Origin of the sequence: Streptomyces sp. Y20, assembly GCF_043195475.1 — a bacterium.
In the GTDB taxonomy this organism is placed as follows: Bacteria; Actinomycetota; Actinomycetes; order Streptomycetales; family Streptomycetaceae; genus Streptomyces.
In genome coordinates, this window is sequence record NZ_JBIDDP010000011.1 from 270,842 (window position 1) to 289,114 (window position 18,273).

Annotated in this window: 17 protein-coding genes and 1 pseudogene; 14 read left to right on the forward strand and 4 right to left on the reverse strand. The window is 70.0% G+C overall.

Going from position 1 to position 18,273, the window contains the following annotated elements:
- The first annotated feature begins 309 nt into the window (after positions 1-309).
- Both ACGFT1_RS26635 and ACGFT1_RS26640 read left to right on the forward strand, forming a co-directional pair.
- Complete coding sequence (locus ACGFT1_RS26635) at positions 310-1,284, forward strand: ankyrin repeat domain-containing protein (protein WP_373911500.1); 975 nt, start codon at positions 310-312, stop codon at positions 1,282-1,284.
- A 159-nt stretch (positions 1,285-1,443) separates the two neighbouring features.
- A complete protein-coding gene (locus tag ACGFT1_RS26640) occupies positions 1,444-1,935 on the forward strand; it encodes a DUF6174 domain-containing protein (protein ID WP_373911501.1) in 492 nt (163 codons plus the stop codon).
- A gap of 410 nt (positions 1,936-2,345) precedes the next feature.
- Here the strand turns inward: ACGFT1_RS26640 and ACGFT1_RS26645 are convergent, their stop codons facing one another.
- Complete coding sequence (locus tag ACGFT1_RS26645) at positions 2,346-3,014, reverse strand: hypothetical protein (RefSeq protein WP_373911502.1); 669 nt, start codon at positions 3,012-3,014, stop codon at positions 2,346-2,348.
- 648 nt (positions 3,015-3,662) lie between these two features.
- Between ACGFT1_RS26645 and ACGFT1_RS26650 the strand changes: the two genes are divergently transcribed.
- The 6 genes from ACGFT1_RS26650 (at position 3,663) to ACGFT1_RS26675 (ending at position 11,055) form a co-directional block, all read left to right on the forward strand.
- A complete protein-coding gene (locus tag ACGFT1_RS26650) occupies positions 3,663-5,003 on the forward strand; it encodes an MATE family efflux transporter (protein ID WP_373911503.1) in 1,341 nt (446 codons plus the stop codon).
- Positions 5,004-5,163: 160 nt separating this feature from the next.
- A complete protein-coding gene (locus tag ACGFT1_RS26655; RefSeq protein ID WP_373911504.1) occupies positions 5,164-6,435 on the forward strand; it encodes a phenylacetate--CoA ligase family protein in 1,272 nt (423 codons plus the stop codon).
- 184 nt (positions 6,436-6,619) lie between these two features.
- Positions 6,620-7,771 carry a pyridoxal phosphate-dependent aminotransferase gene (locus ACGFT1_RS26660; RefSeq protein ID WP_373911505.1) on the forward strand — a complete coding sequence of 384 codons (1,152 nt, stop codon included), beginning with the start codon at positions 6,620-6,622 and terminating at the stop codon, positions 7,769-7,771.
- Positions 7,768-8,718, forward strand: a complete 951-nt coding sequence (locus tag ACGFT1_RS26665; protein WP_373911506.1) for a 2-hydroxyacid dehydrogenase — start codon at positions 7,768-7,770, stop codon at positions 8,716-8,718. The genes ACGFT1_RS26660 and ACGFT1_RS26665 overlap by 4 nt, the downstream gene beginning before the upstream one ends.
- Complete coding sequence (locus tag ACGFT1_RS26670; protein WP_373911507.1) at positions 8,705-9,343, forward strand: hypothetical protein; 639 nt, start codon at positions 8,705-8,707, stop codon at positions 9,341-9,343. The genes ACGFT1_RS26665 and ACGFT1_RS26670 overlap by 14 nt, the downstream gene beginning before the upstream one ends.
- A 1,220-nt stretch (positions 9,344-10,563) precedes the next feature.
- Entirely contained in the window at positions 10,564-11,055 is a 492-nt protein-coding gene (locus ACGFT1_RS26675; protein WP_373911508.1) for a hemerythrin domain-containing protein, read from the forward strand.
- A 174-nt stretch (positions 11,056-11,229) separates the two neighbouring features.
- Here the strand turns inward: ACGFT1_RS26675 and ACGFT1_RS26680 are convergent, their stop codons facing one another.
- Positions 11,230-11,484, reverse strand: a complete 255-nt coding sequence (locus ACGFT1_RS26680) for a hypothetical protein (RefSeq protein ID WP_373911509.1) — start codon at positions 11,482-11,484, stop codon at positions 11,230-11,232.
- 337 nt (positions 11,485-11,821) lie between these two features.
- On the opposite strand from ACGFT1_RS26680, the gene ACGFT1_RS26685 reads away from it, so the two are divergent.
- The 3 genes from ACGFT1_RS26685 (at position 11,822) to ACGFT1_RS26695 (ending at position 13,427) form a co-directional block, all read left to right on the forward strand.
- Positions 11,822-12,145: a hypothetical protein gene (locus ACGFT1_RS26685; RefSeq protein ID WP_373911510.1), complete on the forward strand. Its 324-nt coding sequence runs from the start codon at positions 11,822-11,824 to the stop codon at positions 12,143-12,145.
- 224 nt (positions 12,146-12,369) lie between these two features.
- Entirely contained in the window at positions 12,370-12,687 is a 318-nt protein-coding gene (locus ACGFT1_RS26690; RefSeq protein ID WP_373911511.1) for a hypothetical protein, read from the forward strand.
- Positions 12,684-13,427, forward strand: coding sequence for a hypothetical protein (locus ACGFT1_RS26695; RefSeq protein ID WP_373911512.1), 744 nt, complete (start codon positions 12,684-12,686; stop codon positions 13,425-13,427). Before ACGFT1_RS26690 ends, ACGFT1_RS26695 begins: the two co-directional genes overlap by 4 nt.
- 245 nt (positions 13,428-13,672) lie before the next feature.
- Here ACGFT1_RS26695 and ACGFT1_RS26700 read toward each other — a convergent pair whose 3' ends face one another.
- Complete coding sequence (locus ACGFT1_RS26700; RefSeq protein WP_373911545.1) at positions 13,673-14,134, reverse strand: MarR family winged helix-turn-helix transcriptional regulator; 462 nt, start codon at positions 14,132-14,134, stop codon at positions 13,673-13,675.
- Between the two features lie 85 nt (positions 14,135-14,219).
- On the opposite strand from ACGFT1_RS26700, the gene ACGFT1_RS26705 reads away from it, so the two are divergent.
- The gene (locus tag ACGFT1_RS26705; RefSeq protein ID WP_373911513.1) at positions 14,220-15,068 is read left to right on the forward strand and encodes an alpha/beta fold hydrolase; all 849 of its coding nucleotides are present in this window, start codon (positions 14,220-14,222) and stop codon (positions 15,066-15,068) included.
- Between the two features lie 228 nt (positions 15,069-15,296).
- Here ACGFT1_RS26705 and ACGFT1_RS26710 read toward each other — a convergent pair.
- A protein-coding gene (locus tag ACGFT1_RS26710; RefSeq protein ID WP_373911514.1) for an IS5 family transposase occupies positions 15,297-16,117 on the reverse strand; the annotation gives its coding sequence in 2 pieces (ribosomal slippage) (positions 15,297-15,769 and positions 15,769-16,117; 822 coding nt in all).
- Here ACGFT1_RS26710 and ACGFT1_RS26715 point away from each other — a divergent pair.
- Together ACGFT1_RS26715 and ACGFT1_RS26720 are read left to right on the forward strand one after the other, a co-directional pair.
- Positions 16,030-16,341: pseudogene (locus ACGFT1_RS26715) on the forward strand (DUF1524 domain-containing protein); the annotation flags it as partial. The gene ACGFT1_RS26710 and the pseudogene ACGFT1_RS26715 sit on opposite strands and share 88 nt — an antisense overlap.
- A 920-nt stretch (positions 16,342-17,261) precedes the next feature.
- Entirely contained in the window at positions 17,262-17,474 is a 213-nt protein-coding gene (locus ACGFT1_RS26720; RefSeq protein ID WP_373911515.1) for a cold-shock protein, read from the forward strand.
- Positions 17,475-18,273 lie beyond the last annotated feature (799 nt).

Below are 18,273 nucleotides of genomic sequence, written 5' to 3' on the forward strand. Positions count from 1 at the left end.
GGCGGCCGGCCCGCTCGCGGCCGCCGCCGCCCTCGCCGACGCCCCGGACGCAGGCGCCGACGGCTACGCCGCTGTACTGCAGCGCCTCGTCGGCGCGGATCCGGCCGCCTGGACCGCCGACGTTCCCGCGGTGCTCGCCGCCCTGACGCCTTCCCCGCCGGCCCGGTCGAGGCCGTTCTCGCCGCTCTCACGCTGAGCTGTGCCCTGCCTGCCCCGGCAGGCCCTCATGTCCCCGGCGGCGTGTCGGACCCGTCTGCAAGGGTGGTCGGTGTACGGCAGGATGCCGTCGGGCGGGGCGCGGGAGGCGACATGGGGACGGGACCGGGGGACGGCTGGGAGGGCGGCGTCGACTGGGAGGGCTGGCGCGACCACCGGGACATCCGGCGACGGCTCGACCAGGGCGCCGATCCGGAGGCGCTGCCGTGCGGGGAACGGCCCCTGCACCGGGCCGTGGCGTTCGGCTCGCCCGAGGTCGTCGCGGAGCTGGCCGGGCGCGTCGCCGACGTCGACGCCCTGGAGGACGGTACGACCGCGCTGTGGGAGGCGGTGGCCGGGCACCGGCCTCAGATCGCACGCGTCCTCGTCGCCGCGGGAGCCGACCCGTGGCGGCCGGTGCTGGCCGGATGGTCACCGGGGAGGCTGAGCCTGGCCGGTCCCACACCGGACCTGTTCCCGCTGCCCGAGGGCGAACCGGGGCTCAGCGAGGCCGAGTCAGCGGCGGCGCGGGAAGGCCGGCGGCGCATCGCGGCCCTGGCCGACGTCGGCTACTACGACGGCACGGGACTGGCCTGCGTGGCCGGCATCGACGCGCAGGAGGCCGTACGGCGCCTGGCAGCGGTGCCGCCGGACGCCGGGCTGCTCGCCGAGCTCCTGGACGACCCGTACGGCGTCGACACGGATGACAGCCTGCGCATCGTCGGGGTGACGACCGTACCGGGCGGTTGCGTCGTCACCCAGCCCTGGGGATACGGGCCGCAGATGCCGGGCGTACAGGCCCTGCTCTGCGCCGGCACCGTCTGCTACGGCATGTACGCCAACCCCAAGAGCGGCAACCAGGGCAGCCTCGTGCGCGACGGTGTCGTCGAGAGCTGGGACCTGCACCCCGGCGGGGGCCCGTGCACCGGTACGCCTCCCGAGGAGGTCCTCACCGCGTACATCTACGGCTCCCACGCGATCGCCGAGTGCTGCGCCCACGCGGGCCTCTTCCCCGCCGACCCGCGGCCCTTCACCGGGCCCCCCGAGCTGTGGGTGGAACTCCCCGAGCGCGACTACTGGCACCACTGACCGGTACCACTTCCGAGGGCGCTCCCGCGTCGGGCCGGCAGGTGCGCGCAAGCCGCTGCCTGCCCGCCGTCCCCGGGTGCGGCGGGCCGTGCACGGGGCGGGCGGTGAACGAACCCGGGTCCTCCCGCGTCGTTGCGGTAACCGAACCGGAGGAGTCCCATGAGTGCTGGACGTTTCCCCGCCCGCCCGCTGGCCGCCGCCGCGCTGACGGGCGCCGCGCTGTGCCTCGTGACCGCGTGCGGCGGCACCGCCGAGTCCGTACGGAGCCACGCGGCCGGTGGGCCCCGGCACACCGCCGCAGGCGGGACGACCGCGTGGCGGGAACCCGCCGCCTACGGCTACACGTTGACGTCGACGACGGAGGCGCTGGCCGGGCGGTTCCGGGTCCAGGTGCACGACGGCAAGGTGTCCGAGGTGGCCGGGCTGGACGAGGACAGCCGGCGCCAGGTCCGCGAACACGCCGAGGTGCCCACGCTCGGCGGGCTGTTGCGGCGGTTGGAACAAGCCCGCAAGGAGCACGCCGAGACGGCGCAGGCGCGGTACCCCGCCGACGGGCACCCCGTGCGCATCGCCCTCGATTGGAGCCGCAACGCCGTCGACGACGAGGCGCTCTACCTCGTCAGCGCCTACACCCCCGCCCCCACCGGGTGAACCGGCCCCGAGACGCCCCGCCCCCCGTCGCGCGGCGCGGGCGCAGCCCTGCTGGTCCTCAGCTGTCCTGCTGCGCACGTGGGCCACCTCCTCCCTGCGAGCCCGGCCGCGACCGGCGATGCCCGCGGGCGGCCCGCTCCCACTCGGTATCACCCGTGCGGGAGCGCCCTTGCACGGGAAGAACGAGCGGCAGGAGCAGGTGGCAGACGCCGGCGGCGCCGTCCGGGCCGGCGCTCGTCCCCGACCCCGTCCCCGCGCCCGCACCCAGGCGGCCACCGCCCTCACCACCGTGCTCCTGACCGTCGCCCTCACGGCCGGCCTGCACCACCCTTGGGCTTGCCCAAGGTGACCGGCGGGAGGCTTGCCAGGGTGGCCTGGGTTTGCCCACAACCGTCGGCGGCTCGCCCGGCTCAGCGGCGCAGACGTGAGAGCCAGCCGGTGGTCATCTGCTTGGGCACGGCCTGGTCCCGCTCCTGCTCCTGACGCATCGCCCCTGCCCAGGTTTCCTCCGTGACCGAACGACTGGGTGGTCCGTGCGGCGTGCGCCCCGTCATGCTGATCTCAAGGTGTGGGGGACGCGCGTGGCACGCGATCAGGCGGAGATCGAGCAGAAGAACCGGCAGTGTCTTGAGTCGTTCGTGGTGCGAGCGCGCCGTGTGCGCCGCGGCGGACTCGACCACCTCCTCGGCCGGCAGCTCATGTCGGATCCGGATTTCACCGTTGTCGAAACGGACTCCGATTTTCGGGTCGATGAGTGTTATGAGCTTCTCCCAGTCACCAGCGAGGGAGTGCTCTGCGGATCCCACGGTTTCGGCATCGATCTGCCGCCCCGCGATCAGTGCCCGAACGAAGCGGGTCTTGCCCGAGGCCGGTGGCCCGACGAGGACGACGAGTCCCACCGGCACCCGGATCAGCCCGTCGTCGGCGGGCCCGGGACCGTCGGTCACCTTGCGGGACCGGTCGAGGTAGAGGCCGCAGACGCAGTCCAGGGCCTGTTCGGGAGAGCCGAGCGAAGTCCGGTGGGCAGGACGTTGTCCTCGTACTTGCCGCTGCTGGCAAAGGAACGGGTTCTTCGGCACGGGTCCATCCTGCAGGGTCACTCCTCCGGTAAGCCATGATCATCGCTCTGGAGAGGACCCGAAAACCGCGGCAGCACTGATCACCTGCCTCGCACATCACGGAGAACCCCAAGCGCTCCAGTTTCCTCTTTTCGCAAGGAACTTCGGAAATCTCCCCGCGGCCGCGCCGAAATCGATCCATCCAGGGGCGGCCGTACGGCTCGTTAACACCTGGCCTGCACAGTCGCAAGATCACCGAAATACTGCAACTGCCCCTGGCATTTTCAGGCACCTGAAAGGGGCCCGCACGGGGCGACGACTTGCCGCTCAGACCTAGCGATGCGCCCCGCTCTTCGGGGAGACTCGACAACCGGTATCCACCAGCCGAGGACCCAGGGGGCGCCATGACGTGGAGCAGTGCCTTACGTGCCGACGAAGATCCCGAGAACGGATCTCCGGAAATCCGGGGGCACGGCGACCACGGCGTGAGTACGGACGCCGTCGTGAGTGGTGAAAGCCGGCCGAGGCCGGATTCGACTGCGTATCCGCTGTTCTGGGACCTATACACGGACGGCACCATCCGAGGCTGACCGGACCCGCCGCGTGAGCCGATCCGGTGACACCTCGACGTTCCGCGCACCGACGGGGACGGGTTCCGTCAGACGCGTCGTGGGGAGGATTCTGCCGCTGGGGCTTCCTCTCGCCGTCGGCTACATGGCGCAGATCTCCATATCGTTCACCGATGCCGCCCTGGTGGCCAGGTCCGGTTCCGAGGCGCTGGCCGGAGTGACCCTCGCGGTCAGTCTGTTCAGCCTCGTCATGCTCTTCGGCCTTGGACTCGTCACGGCCGTGGCACCGAAGGTGGCGGCCAGTCACCAGGCGAGTGCCGCGGACGAGTTGCGCGGCTGGGCGGTGCAGGGGGCCTGGCTCGCGCTGCTCGCCGGCGCCCTCGGTATCGTTGTTCTCCTCAACACCGAGCACATCCTCGTCCTCATGGGCCAGAACCCCGGCGTCGCGGCCATCGCGCAGGACTACAACAACGGCGCGGCGGCGGGGCTGCCGTTCTTCCTCCTGTACGTCAATGCGCGCTGCCTGATGACCGGGGTCGGCCGGCCGAAACCGGCGACCTGGATCATGCTGGCGGCGGTGCCCCTGAACCTCGTCCTGGGGTATTCGATGATCTTCGGGGTCGGCCGGCTTCCCGGGCTGGGCGTCTTCGGGGCGGGGCTCGCCAGCAGCGTCGTGCGGATGTTCGCGTCGGTACTGGTGGGCGTCGTCCTTCTGCGCGGCAGAACCTTCCGCGAGCTGGACCTCCGAGCAGGCTCACCGGCCCCCAGGCCCCCGATGCTGCTCGAACTGGGCCGGGTGGGCGCCTGGATCGGGGTTCGCATACTCCTCGGTGAGGGGTTCCTGCCCGTCCTCGCGTTCTTCGTCGCCCGGCACGGAGCCCACGCCGTCTCCGCCCACGCCGTGGCCCTGCGGCTGGAATCGCTGATCGTCGTCTTCGCCCTCGGGTTCTCCAGCGCGGCGACGGCGGCGGCCGCGTGGGCCCACGAGGAAAAGGACTGGCGTGCGCTGCGCGACCTGCGCACCGCGCTGCTGCTGATAGGCCTGGTCTACTCCCTCGTCCTCTCCTCGGCCGTGACCCTCTGCTTCCACGGCATCGTGCGCGACGTCTTCGGCATCCACGACCGGGGAACGCAGACGACCCTCTCCACGCTGCTGCCCCTCCTGATCGTCTACATCGTCGTCGACACCCTGGTGACCATGCCGATGGGCTATCTGGTGGGGCTCAGCGACACCCGGGTGCCGACCGCCGTCGTGGCCGCCGGGAACTGGATCCTCGGGCTGGGTTCGGGCGCCGCCCTGTCCGAGTTCACCCCGCTCGGTTTCTACGGCCTGTGGCTCGGCGCCGGCATCGGCACCACCTGCGTGACGGCCTTTTGCTTCGCCCGCGCGGGACAGCACATCAAAACCCTCAGGAAATCGGTGGTGAATCAGCATGACTGACGTGACACGGCGCGATGTGGAAGGCGAAGCGAGTACGAGCGACGCCATCGCACGCTACATCCGCCGCAGCGTGCGAGCCGTGAAAGAGGACCCCCGGTCGCAGCTCCGGCTCCGGCGCAAGTGGGAGCACGAGCGGCAGCGACTGCAAGGACGCTACCGAATGGCACCCGAGGAGCGCGCGGCGTGGCAACTGGAAAGGGTGCGGTGCCTCGTGGACTCGGCGTTCGCCACCGTGCCGTTCTACCGTCGGCTCTACTCGGCCGTCGGCTTCGAACCGGGAGACCTGGTCACCTGGTCGGACTTCGAGGAATTACCCCTGGTGAACAAACGCATGCTCGTCGAGGCGGGGATGGGGGAGGAGGCGGCCGGGCACGCCGACGGCAGAACCGTCCATTCGGCACGCACCTCGGGATCGAGCGGATACAACATTACGATCTACCAGGACAACGCGAGCGTGGACTACCGGACGCTGCTGCACATGCGCCACTGCGAAATGGGCCTGAGCGGACCGCTGAAGCCGGACGACTGGCGCTACAGCGTGTATTTTGTCGCCGAACGGTTCACGTCGCTCGCCGGCGGCTACCCGTTCGTCACGGTCTCGCTGGACTGCCCGCCCCGGCTGGTGCTCGAACACCTCGCGGAGCTGCGGCCCCGGCTCATGGCTGCGTTGCCGAGTTACCTCCAGCGGCTGGCCGCGGAGAACGTCGCACTCGACGCGTTCGGCCTGGAGGCCGCCTACACGAACTCCGAGCGCAGCAGCAGGGAGGAGCGGGTGAAGTACTCGGAGGTGTTCCGGGTGCCGGTTCTCGACGAATACTCCTCCGAGGAACTCTCCTTGATCGCCTGCGAATGCCCCGAGCGCAGCTATCACGTCGTCGAGGACAGCGTCTACCTCGAGGTCACCGACGCCGACCAGGACGGCTTCGGACGGCTCGTCGGGACCTCCCTCGGAAACTTCCTCATGCCCTTCATCCGGTACGACCAGGGCGACATCGCCCGCCTGTCCGACACCGGCACGCGCTGCGGTTGCGGCTCCCGCTTCCGGACGATCACCGAATTCAGGGGGCGCGAGGACGAGTACCTGCGCGACGGCCCGTCCCGTACGGTGCCCGCGGACATCGTGCTCAACCTGTGCGACCGCACCCTGGTCCTGGAGGCGTCGAACGTACGGCAGTACCAGATCGTGCAGGTCGCGCCCGCCCGGATCCAGCTGCGCGTCCAGCCGGTCGACCCGGCCGGGGCCGTTGAGGACAACCCGGTGGTGGCCGAGTTCGTGAGGGAACTGCCGGGCCTGTTCCGCACCGTGCAACCCGACGTCGAGGTCGTGCGTGCCGACGACTTCTCACGCTTCGCCTCCGGCAAACGACGGCTCATCCACCTCGAAGGAGCATGGGCGAGACGCCCCGCGGAGCCGGACCCCTCGGGCAGGTGAGCGGGGCAGGTGAGCCGGACGACCACGGGCCCGCACGGCGTCCGAGGCCTGCCCGGGCCACCCCCGGACAGGCGGGCACGAACCCCCGTGCGGCGAGCCCGGTCGACCCGAGGCCGGTCACGGTGCACCGCAGGCAGGAAGACGGACGGGTGGCAGTAGCGCCCTCACCTCGACAGGAGACACATTGACCAGCGAGAACCGCTACACGAACCTGACCCGGTACGAGGACATCGGACTCAACTCCAAGTTCAACCTCGCCGACGGGCACGCCCACCAGGGACAGAACCTCACCCAGCGGGAGATCGTCGCAAGCCTCCCCGAGCTCTTCCACGCCGCGGAGGAGGCGTTCCAGTCGGACTCGGAGCGCGAGTTCCAGCAGGCCTTCTACTCACTCGCCGGACAGCACTCCGCAACCGGGCACCCTCACACGCTCCTGTGCTACTCGGCCTCCCTCTCCACGGACCTGGCCGCCACCTACCTGGCGAGCCGCGGTCTGTCCGTGGCCCTGCTCCAACCCTGCTTCGACAACCTCGCGACCATCCTGCGGCGCAGGAACGTCGCCCTCACCCCCCTCGGCGAGGACCGTCTGCGGAACACGGCGGTCCTGGACGAAACCCTGGACGAGATTCGCACCGACGCCCTCTTCCTCACGCTGCCCAACAACCCGACGGGCTTCAGCCTCACGCCCGACCAGTTCCGCGCGATCGTCGACCACTGCGTGGCACACCACCGCATCCTCATCCTGGACTGCACGTTCCGCTTCTTCGACACCTCGCCCCTGTGGGACCAGTACGAGGTCCTGGAGGATTCTGGCGTCAGCTACCTCGTGGTCGAGGACTCCGGAAAGACGTGGCCGACCCAAGACCTCAAGTGCAGCATCCTCGCCGTGAGCCGGGACCTGTACGCGGGCGTGCTCGAACTGCACGACGACATCCTGCTCAACGTCAGCCCGTTCATCCTGCGGCTGCTGACCGCCTACATCCGCGACACGCAGGAGGCGGGACTGGAACGCACCATATGGAGGACCATCCGGCAGAACCGCCAGGCCCTGCGCAAAGCCCTGGCCGGCACGATCCTCACCCCCGAGTTCCCCGACAGCACCGTGAGCGTCGACTGGCTGCGCATCAACCGGCCGGACGTCCGCAGCGAGGACGTCGTCGCCACGCTCGGCCGCGCCCAGATCGGAGTCCTGCCCGGCGACCACTTCCACTGGGCCGACCACCAGGCCGGCGCCCGGTTCATACGGATCGCCCTGGCGCGGCCCCCTGAGTGGTTCGCCACGGCCTGCGGCCACCTACGAGACGTCGTCCTGTCCACTCCGGAGTTCACCGCATGACCGCTGCCACCCCGGCCGGCGCCGCGCGCATCGTCTACCTCGACGAGCCCACCCACATCACGGCCGGCTTCCTGGCCTGCCTCTCCGGGCTCGGGAGCGTTCGGGTCCACTTCGACCGCCCGGGACCGCAGGAGACGGTACGGCGGTTGCGGGAGGCGGACGTCGTACTGGTGGAATGGACCCGCCTGACGGCGGAAATCCTGCGCGCCGCGCCGACGGTTCGGCACATCGCCACCATGCTGTCGGCCACCGACCAGATCGATCTACGGGCGGCCGCAGACCTCGGCATCAGCGTGTCGCACTGCCCGCGGTACTCGGTCGCCGCCGTGGCCGAGCACGTCCTCGCCTGCGTCGCCGCGCTGAGCCGCCGGCTCCTGCCCGCGCACGGGGCGGGAGCGGCCGGGGTCGGCCACCGCTATGTGCCGTTCCTCGGCCGCGAGGCCCACGAGCAGGTGCTGGGCCTGGTCGGCACCGGGCGCATAGGGCAGGCCGTCGCGGCCCGGGGACGGGCGCTGGGCATGCGCGTACTGGGCAGCAACAGCCGGTGCTCGCCGGTCCCCGGCATCGAGGTCGTGGAGCTTGCCGAGCTCGCCCGCCGCAGTGACGTGATCTGCGTCCAGGTCCCGTTCACGGACGCGACGCGGGGCCTGCTGTCGGCCGAGCTGATCGATGCCGTCCGCGTCGGCGCCATCGTCGTCAGCGTCTCCCGGGCAGGGACGATCGATCTCGGTGCCCTCGCGCGCCGGCACGTGGCCGGGGAACTCGGAGGCGTCGCCCTGGACGACACGCCCGCCGATCTCGTGCCGGTGCTCGCCGACGTGCCCAACACGCTCCTCACGCCCGGGACGGCCTGGTACACCCGGCGCTCCCGCACCGAGAACCTCGCCGAGGTTCTGAGCAACGTGCGGGGGTTCCTGGAAGGCGAGGCCGTCAATGTCGTCACCTGACACGGGGCCCGAGGCAGCGGCGGCCCGCGCCTTCGGCTGGTTCCAGGACCAGGCGCGCCACCTTGGCGCCGGTACCGAGGTCCGCCTCGACCCGCTCGGGGCGCGCACGCTGGAGGTACGCGTCCACCCGGGGCGCCCCGCCGAAGTCGGCCTGCTGGCCCGCTGGCAGGAACCTGGGACAGCAGGCCCCCTCGGCGTCACCTCCGACGTGTCCGTGTCAGCGCTCTACCTCCTGGAGGTCCTCGACCAAGCCGCGACCAACCCGGGCCCGGGCGTCATGGGGTACGCCATCGCCCACGACACACCAGTGACATCCGTGCAACCGCCGGCGGCCAGGCCGCAGGGGCTCGGCGGTTCGAGCCGCCCGCGACTCGTCGTGATCGCCGCGGGGAGTGTGCCGGGCGGCGGAGTCGTCGGGACCACGGACCCGGCCTTCCCGCCCTCGCCGCTCCTCTCACTGCCCCGGGCGGATGCGACGGCCCTCGCCCCGGACGTGGCCCGCCTCCTGGCCTCCTGCTCCGAACAGGGGGTCGCCGCCTGTGCGTTGGACCCCGTGTCCGTGCGTGGACACCTCTCGCCGACCCCCGCCGAGTTGTTCGCCGCGATGAGGGGAGCAGGCGCATGACCGACGCCGCCGGCCTCTGCCTCGCCGTCACTCCGCCGGCAGCCGGAAGCCGCCCGCCACGTCGCCGTGAGGCGAGTCCGGCAACGCCGCCGCGCGCCGCGACGCCCGCGCCCTGTCCAGGATGCGGCACTCCACCGCCTGGCTGTGGTGACGATGCCGGTCAGATGCCCTCCGGGTCCGTCGTGGCAGACGACCGGGGCCCGGCTGGCCGGGGTCTTCAGGAATGGGTGAGGCATCCGCGCGCAGGTGCGCGAGCAGGGCCCGTACCCCCTCCGGGTCGTCGCCTTGGGTGAAGGACAGCAGCGCCCGCAGGACGTGGCGGGCGAGGTCACCGGTCGCCCGGACATCCTCGCCCGCGCCCCGGCAGGCAGTACCGCCCCCATCCCGCCGGGCCCTGGCGTCCTGCCCGGTGACCGGCCCGGGCCGCCCCACCGGTCATGACACGGCGGCCTCCCTCCTCCCAGTAACGCAGGGTCATGCGGTGCCGGGGCGCGATCAGCGGGTCGTCAGCAGGTCTTTCGGTGGGGCACCTCCGGAAGAGAGGTCCTCCAGTCAGCTCGGGTAAGGCAGCCCCGACGCGTCCGCAGATGCCGGCGGCTGCTCGCCGGGGGTCGATGACGTACTTCTGGGTACGCCCCCACCCACAAGCTCCTGGAGTATCAGCTCGACCTTCGAAGCCATCGACGTACCGGACCGCTGCTGTGTGCCCGGTCAACGGATTTCCCACGGCGGTCGAGTGAGCGAGGTCGCTCACGTCGAACAGACGGAGGCTGCCGTCTTCTTTCCCTGGCGCGAGCCACTGGCCGTCCGGACCGAACCCGATGGACGTGACATCTGCACTGGCGGTGGTGACCAGAGCGCCGGGTCTCCTCACGTCGGAGTGATCGGCCCGCCATAAGCGGACAGCTCCGTCTGCCTGGACGGCGGCGGCGACGCCTCGCCGCGAGAAAGCCGGTTTCCCACCGTGCCGTCGTTTTCCGAGACGGACAGGGCTGGCCGTATTCGCGGTGTTCCAAAATGTGATCTCTCCTGCACGACCTGGCCCGTCGCCAGACGCAGCAGTGGTCCGTCCCCCTCCTCCAGCGGACGCTCTCTCTCGGGTACGCCGCCCCGCTGAGGAAACCGGGTCGTGGTGAGTGGCGTCCGAAAGCCATCAACGCAGGCGGTAAGGGTAAGGGGTAGTGACCACGATCGCTCGCAAGGAAGATAGGTACCCCGCCATGTCTCAGACACAGGACGTCGTTGAGCTCATCCTCCAGGACCACCGGCGCATGGAGGACCTGTTCCGCCTGATGCGCAGCATCGAAGCCGACCGCGCCGCCGCACTCGAGGAGTTCGCCGACCTGCTGATCGCCCATGCGCTGGCCGAGGAGGCCAAGGTCTACCCCGCCCTGAAGAGGTACAAGAACATCGACAACGAAGAGGTCGAGCACGGCGAGCACGAACACGACGAGGGCAACGAGGCCCTTCTGGCCCTTCTGGAGGTGCAGGAGGTCGGATCCGACGAGTGGGACTCCAAGCTGGAGGAACTGGTGGAGGCCGTCACCCATCACGCCGACGAGGAGGAACGCACCATCCTCAACGGTGCGCGCGAGAGCGTGGCCATGGAGCGGCGTGAGGAACTGGGAGCGGCGTTCTTGGAGGAGCGCGAGCGTCAACTGAAGGCCGGGTGCGGCTCGGTCGACAACGTGCGCCGCATCGTCAAGTCCTGACCGCATCCCGACAGGGCCTGGGAACCGGCGTCCCGGCGACCACCGCGCAGACCTGGGTCCAAGCGTGGCGCATGGTGGGGCACCGGCCCCCATCGTCGCGGTGTGCTCGTTCGAGAACGACCCGGTGCTGAACGAGTGGGCGTGCGCATCACCACCAACCCGATCCAGCTCGCGCTACGACGGCGCCGCTTCGTCGAGCGGGGACTGGACGGCTTGTGCGGCGACCCGCGTCCCGGCGTCCCCCGGAAGGATACCGACGCCTACGTCGCGCGAGTCCTCGGCAAGCCCCTCGATGAGACGCCTAAGCTTGTCCTTTAAGGTCTGACTTCGTGTGACAGGTCGGTGTAGCTGGCGGATGTTCATGAGCCTTGGCAGGTTCAGGACGGTCCGGACGACGTCAGCTAGCAACACTGGGGAGAACCCGACCATGAGGCCTCTGGTTGGCCGGATGGTTCGCCGGATGTGTCGTTCATAGCGTGGTCTCATGTCGATCACGCGGAGTCGGATCAGCCGTCGGACAGTGACCGTGCTCGCTGTCGCCCTTCTGGCGTTATTCGTTCCGGCCGAATCCAGAGCGGCGGCCCCCGATCGCCTGTCCCAACTGCAGCGTGTCGCGCCCAGGCCAGACCACGAAGAACAAGCTGAGTGCCTGTCTCTGAACCTCGCTCTGATGCACCGCACTACGGCCTGGCGGTCTGGGTCCGCGAGCAGCAGTGGATCTTCCCTGTGTCGCGTGACGGGGCAGCCGCAAGATCGTTGGCCCGGAATGAACAAGAAACTTGCTGCTGTAGGCATCGGACTCGCCGCGGCCTTCGGTGCCCTCTCCACTGCCGCGCCAGCCCTGGCTGACACCGGAAAGGAACCCGCCGTGGTCGACCACGAAGACGACGGCGAGCGCCAGAAGGTCATCCTCAACGACGTCAACCAGGACCAGCAGAACACCCATGGTGTCATCGACGCCCTCCGGGAACGGATCCTGCATACCTTCGCCGACCTCCCGAACCCCGATCCGGCGTTGGGTCAGGCGGGGGAGACTCAGCCCGGCTTCGCGGGTACGTCCGAAAATGGGCCGGAGGCCATCGAAGATTGAACGCCTGGCGGAGGCGAGCTACGCCTCGGCACTCTGACATCAGCCCACGCAGTCACTACCGCGCTCAGCGCCCGTGAACTTGAGAACGACCGCGCTCGCGGCCACCTGGCAACTTCTCGGTGCGCTGACGACGGTCAGCGCCGGCGACTCGTAGCGTCTTTCGCTCGCATCCCGCCAGCCACAGCAGTTGCCGTTCGGGGATCGGTCACAGTGACCGAGCCGGCGTGAAGTTCAACAAGGCGGACACGATCTGGGTGACCGAGTACGCCAAGCCTGGTGTAAACCTCGCCTGGATCGAAAAGGGTAACGCCAACGCGGGCCTGATCCATATCGTCTTCCGGCACGCCGGAGAATTCGCCACCGCGGGCGTCAGGGTGGAGGACATTCCGGCTCTGGTGAAGAAGGCTCTGGTCGAGGGCACCAGGGTCGGCACCCAGGGAGCGGGAAGGCCTCTCTACGAGGTCGCCTTCAACGGCAAGACCCAGCGCCTGGCCATCAGCGTGGGTGACAACGGATTCGTGATCGGAGCAAACCCCGGATGACCTTCGAAGAACCGCGCCACGTGCTCGTACGCGCCCAGGACGAACCGTCTCCGCTGTACCAGCCGGAGCATGCCGGGTTCTGCGACGACGCGGATGCCTTCACCCGCAACGTCCCGCTGGACGACTCCGGGCTGGACCTGCCCGAGGATCTGGCCAACGCTCTGCACTCATGGTCGCTTGCCCGCCCGCCCGAGGGATTCACCTCCCGCCCGGACCTGCGCAAGCACGTCAAGCAGGGCTTGGCAGCCGCACAGCGCCTGGCACGGCACCTCGGGCCGTCCTGGGTCGTCCGCTACTGGGACGAACGCCACCGCACGGTGAAGTGGGTCTGCTGGGGCTGCGACCGCCTGCACTGGGACCGCGACAGTCACGACGCCCCACCGCACCCGATCGACATCACGGTCGAGGGCGAGTTCAAGTATGGCCCGCTGCGCTCCGATGGCTTCGGAGACTTCTTCCCCGACGACCCCGCTGCCGCCCTGGACCTGTCCGACGACCTCGTCTCCGGCCTGTACAAGTGGGCAGAGGACATCGACACCACGTTGAACCTGGACCTGCGAGACCGTGAGGACGGCAAGTACGACGCTGAGTGGGAGCGGCTGTTCCAGGACGGAAGGGACCTGGCCGGACGCCTCGCACACGAACTGGGACCAGCCCGGACGGTGACCTACAAGGGCCTAGCCCACGGAGGCCTGGCCGCGCTGACGTCGGTGGCCTGGCGAGGCGACCGGCAAATGTAGTCCGGCGACTGCCAGGCCGGTGGAGCGGGGCAAAGGCCGCGTACCTCCGATCCACCGGCCGTGGCGGTGTAGACAGCGCCAGCAACGCCCGGCCTGCCTGAGGCCGGGCCCGGTCACCTGCGCAGGTGCTGACCCACGCTCTCTACGGATGCGCTGCCGGATGGGCGTGCGCAGTGTTGCTCATGGTCTCCGGGTGCTCCGGACTCTGGTGTGCGGCCCAGGGTCCCGACCGAGATGGCGCCTTGCTACGGGTGGGTCTGCGACTGGGGGCCCTTGGGGGTACTGGCGCGAGCGGCGGCATGGAGGGCTGCGGTCAGGTAGCGGTGAATGGTGTCCAGTTCGGCAGGGGTGAAGTCCTCGGCCGCCTCGACCAGGTTGGCAATGAGCGGACGGAAGAAGGCCCAGCCCAGCTCGACGGCCTTTTGGTCTACCGTCAACAGGACGCGTCGCCGGTCGTGTTCGTCGCGCTTGCGACGGACCAGCCCCAGGCGCTCCAGCCGGTCGAGCAGGGCGGTGGTGCCCGCCGAGTTGAGCCGTAGCGCCTCGCCGAGCCGTCCCGGCGTGACGGTGGCGACCGCCCGCTCGGCGTCGAGCAGGCAGATGAGGGCCCGCAGGTCGGTCGGGTGCAGACCGTTCTGCCCGGCGAACTCAGCTCCGCACAGATCGAATTCCACGGTTACCGCGCGCAGGAGGTGGACCAGCCGCATCGCTGGGAAGATGTCATCGCTCACTCAGCTAGTATCTCGCCAAGCGAGATAATTGGTCAACGAGACGACCTCCGAGGAGTTCACCGTGTCCGGATCCCAGGAGTTCTTCGCCGCCTACGACGCACTGGTCGCCCGCTGGCCCGCCGGCACCACCGAGATCGACGTTCCCACCCCGTACGGCACCACCCGCATCCATGCCTACGGGCCCGCCGACGCCACCCCGCTAGTCCTCCTACACGGTGGCGGCTCCACCGGGGCAGTCTGGTTCGCCAATGCCCGGGCGCTTGGCACCCATCATCGGGTGCTCGCCGTCGACATCCTCGGCGACGCCGGACGCAGCATTCGCCAGGGGCGCCCGCTGCGCACCACCGCCGACCTGATGGACTGGCTGGACGCGCTGCTCAACGGCCTCGGTGCATCCCGTGTGCACCTGCTGGGCCATTCCTACGGCGCCTGGATCGCCCTGACGTACGCCCTGCACGCCGCGCACCAGGTCGACCGGCTGGTACTGCTCGACCCGACCCAGTGCTTCGCCGGCTACCGCCCCGCCTTCCTCCTGCGGTCGCTGCCGGTACTGGTCCGCCCGACGGTAACCCGCGCTCTCGCCTACCTGGACCGCGAGACGGCGGGCACGGACACCGACCCGGACTGGAAACGGCTCTACGCGCTGGCAGCCTCAGGCTTCGCGGACCGGAAGCTAGTCGTCGGCCGTCGCCCGGACCCCACGGCGCTGAGCGTCCCGGTCCTGGTTCTTCTCGCCGGCCGCAGCCGCACCCATGACGCGGCGAAGGTCGCGGCCCGCGCCCGCAAGGCCGTACCGCACGCCCGGATCGAGACCCTCGCCAATCTCACTCACTTCGCGCTGCCCACCGCAGCGCATGCAGAGACCAACCGCCGGATCACCGACTTCCTGACCGCTGACCAGGAAACTTAGACCGCCCCGGGTGCGGTCTAAGTAGGATCTTCCCGGGCATCCTGGCGCGCCTGTTGAGCAGAGCTTCGGTCGGACCTGCCGGGGCCCGTCATCAACCGGGCACAGGGCTGGGCGCAGCGGTACGCACAGCAGGTGCAGGCCCGGTCGTCACCGTCCACCACCCACCAGGGGCACACAGACCCATGCACCAAACCCGTCCGTGAACGAGCAGTCGACTTACTGATCGTTTCAGAATGAGGTTCGGAGCCGTCTCAAACAGATGATGCCGCGGGCGAGTTGAAGCAGTCCGAGGTGGAGGTCGGCTCGTATCTCGTAGCGGGTCCGCAGGCGTTTGAACTGGTGGAGCCAGGCGAAGGTTCGCTCGACGACCCACCTGTTCTTGCCCAGGCCGGATCCGTGGGCGGTGCCCTTACGCGCGATCTTCGGCGTGATGCCACGAGCGCGGAGCAGGCAACGGTACTTGTCGTAGTCGTAGTCGTAGTCGTAGCCGCGGTCGGCGAACAGCCGCCGTGGTCGCTGTCGGGGCCGACCCACCAGGCCGCGGACGCGGGGGATCGCGTCCAAGAGGGGCATGAGCTGGGTGACGTCGTGACGGTTTCCGCTGGTCACCGACACTGCGAGGGGCGTTCCGTGCCGGTCGGTGATCAGATGGTGCTTGCTGCCCCGGCGGCCTCGGTCGACCGGCGAAGGTCCGGTGTGAGCCCCCCTTTCAGGGCCCGGACGTGCGAGCCGTCGATCGCGGCGTCGTCCATGTCCAGCAGGCCCGTCGCGCGCAGTTCCGGGAGGAGGATCTCGTGCAGGCGGGGCCAGACACTGGCCTCGGTCCACTCACGCAGGCGCCGCCAACACGTCACCCCACTGCAGCCGATCGTCTCGGTCGGCACGTCAGCCCAGGTCACACCCGTGCGCAGGACGTAGACAATCCCGCGCAGAGCCACACGGTCATCCGCCGGCAGCCGACTTGGATACCGGCGGCGCCGCGGCGGGCGAGGAGGGAGCAGCGGGGCGACACGACCCCACAGATCATCAGGCACAAGATCATCAGGCACCTGCAGAACTCTGCCGCCCACCGGGCGAGTGGTACTCGCCCTACGACGACCGCTACATCCAGGGGCGCAGCAGTGTCGACATCGACCACCTGGTCCCGCTCGCCGAGGCCTGGGACTGCGGCGCCTCCGCATGGACGGCGAAGGAGCGGGAGGCCTACGCCAACGACCTCGGTGACGACCGCGCGCTGATCGCGGTCTCGGCTGCCTCGAACCGGTCCAAGGCCGACCAGGACCCCAGCACCTGGCTGCCGCCGACCGCCGGCTACCGCTGCCAGCACGTCACCGACTGTGGCCGACAAGACCCGCTGGCGACTGAGCATCGACACCGACGAGCACGCCACGCTCGCAGACGTGCTCGGCCGCTGCCCCAACGTCCCCGTCACCGTCACGCTGGCCCGCTGACCGGGGCCCGGCCGCACACTGTCGGCGCGAACTGCGGGCACAAGTTCACCGACGCCCGGTGGCAGGCGGTCGGCTACACCCGGGACTCGAGCAAGGCGTCCGTGGCACCCACACCTGTGCGAGGACTGCCAGGACGGGGCCGTCGCAGCCGAGCAGCAGGCCGAAACCGACGACCGCGAGCGCCAGGAGCAGGAGCGCCTGCGCCAGAAGACGGAGGAACAGGCCACCCTGCACAAGGCCGGCGGCTGGTTCTCCCGCTTTCGTACCTGACCGGGGTAGGCCATTCGCCGGCGGCGCGGGCAGAACCTGGATGCTGGGCAGCCAGGGTTGTCGGTGGTGGCTGGCCGGCATGAACGGCCGCGCTCCCGCCGGCCGGGGCCGGGGCGAGGGGATGTACCGGTGTGAGTAGATTGCGGTGGGCGGCCGTGGTGGCACCGGTCGACGAGCCGTCAGCTGGCGGGGAGGGCGCGGGTTCTACCCGCGGGCGCCCTGCAGCGGCTGCGTCAGGCGGCCGAGGTGCTGTGCAGGCAGCTGACCCGGCCGGGCGGCTACCGCCGGGCGTGAGCGGCGGTAGCCGCCGAGTGCCTGACGGGCGTTCCACTCGGCGCCACCCAGGAGGAGGCACTTTTACCAGTCAGACGCCTCGAACACCGCCATCATCGTCCTGCCATCAGGAATGATCGGCTCATCGGGCGTCGCGTCCTGCACGTCCGACCTGATCACGTGACTTAAGGGAGTGGATATGGCGGAGCGGCAGTCCGGCACCGTGAAGTGGTTCAACGATGAGAAGGGGTTCGGCTTCATCACCCCCGAAAGCGGCCCGGACCTCTTTGTGCACTTCCGGGCGATCCAGGGGAACGGTTTCAAGAGTCTCAAGGAAGGCCAGAAGGTGACCTTCGTCGCGGTGCAGGGCCAGAAGGGCATGCAGGCGGACGAGGTCATCCCGGAGGGCTGAGCCCCAGACCGGGTAAGTGCCGACCTGCTGCTGTCCCGAGCGACCGTCCGCCTGCTGCCCGGCCCACCAGGCCGTCCCGGGAGCCTCACCGTCCCGTGCCGGCGCTACCGCGCGGACCCCGCCCTGCCACGGTCCTGGCGCCGGCCGTGGCTGCCTCGCCCCGGGCGGCGTGCCGCCGCGGTCCTCCCGGTGCCTTCGCCGGCCTGGCCGCCGCGCCCGCCCCGGTCTCGTCCGGCCGGATCTCCGGCGTCCGGCAAGGTGCCGAGCCGGTAGCCGGTAGCCGGTGTGGTCGGCGGGGACGTCGAGGTGGCCGTACTGGTCGCGGTTGGCCCGTACCGCCCGCAGACGAAGAGACCCGCCGCGCCCGGGCACAGGAGCAGCGGCGCTTGGAGCAGGCATGGCGGCGGCAGCGCGAGCAGGAGACCGCGAGGCGGAAGGAGCTGGCCGGGCCGGGCGGCGGAGGTGGCACGGGCGTGGTGGCAGGACGTGCGACCGCGGCAGCGCGCCGAGGTTCACCGCGGTCGCCGAACGGGCCTGGCACGATGAAGAGGTACGGGTGGAGATCCCCGAGAGGCCGCAGGTGTCCGAGAGCCTCGCCTACGGCATCCCGCTCTTCAGGACGGGGCGGCGGCGCGCCCTGTACGGGATCGTGCGTCCCTGCCCCGAACCCCTCTGTCTGTCACCGCAGCTGGAGTTCAGCACCTTGTGGTGCGTGATGAGCATGAAGCCCGTCAGCTGGCCGGGGCGATGTCGCCGCGAGCCCGGATCACGAACCTCTGCCTTTCCAGCGACGCCACGG

Coding starts and splice junctions, on each gene's coding strand:
- ACGFT1_RS26700 (WP_373911545.1), bottom strand. CDS start 14,134: ATGCGGCTGGTCCACCTCCTGCGCGCGGTAACCGTGGAATTCGATCTG.
- ACGFT1_RS26675 (WP_373911508.1), top strand. CDS start 10,564: ATGTCTCAGACACAGGACGTCGTTGAGCTCATCCTCCAGGACCACCGG.
- ACGFT1_RS26685 (WP_373911510.1), top strand. CDS start 11,822: ATGAACAAGAAACTTGCTGCTGTAGGCATCGGACTCGCCGCGGCCTTC.
- ACGFT1_RS26635 (WP_373911500.1), top strand. CDS start 310: ATGGGGACGGGACCGGGGGACGGCTGGGAGGGCGGCGTCGACTGGGAG.
- ACGFT1_RS26680 (WP_373911509.1), bottom strand. CDS start 11,484: ATGGTCGGGTTCTCCCCAGTGTTGCTAGCTGACGTCGTCCGGACCGTC.
- ACGFT1_RS26655 (WP_373911504.1), top strand. CDS start 5,164: ATGGCACCCGAGGAGCGCGCGGCGTGGCAACTGGAAAGGGTGCGGTGC.
- ACGFT1_RS26665 (WP_373911506.1), top strand. CDS start 7,768: ATGACCGCTGCCACCCCGGCCGGCGCCGCGCGCATCGTCTACCTCGAC.
- ACGFT1_RS26720 (WP_373911515.1), top strand. CDS start 17,262: ATGGCGGAGCGGCAGTCCGGCACCGTGAAGTGGTTCAACGATGAGAAG.
- ACGFT1_RS26670 (WP_373911507.1), top strand. CDS start 8,705: ATGTCGTCACCTGACACGGGGCCCGAGGCAGCGGCGGCCCGCGCCTTC.
- ACGFT1_RS26640 (WP_373911501.1), top strand. CDS start 1,444: ATGAGTGCTGGACGTTTCCCCGCCCGCCCGCTGGCCGCCGCCGCGCTG.
- ACGFT1_RS26695 (WP_373911512.1), top strand. CDS start 12,684: ATGACCTTCGAAGAACCGCGCCACGTGCTCGTACGCGCCCAGGACGAA.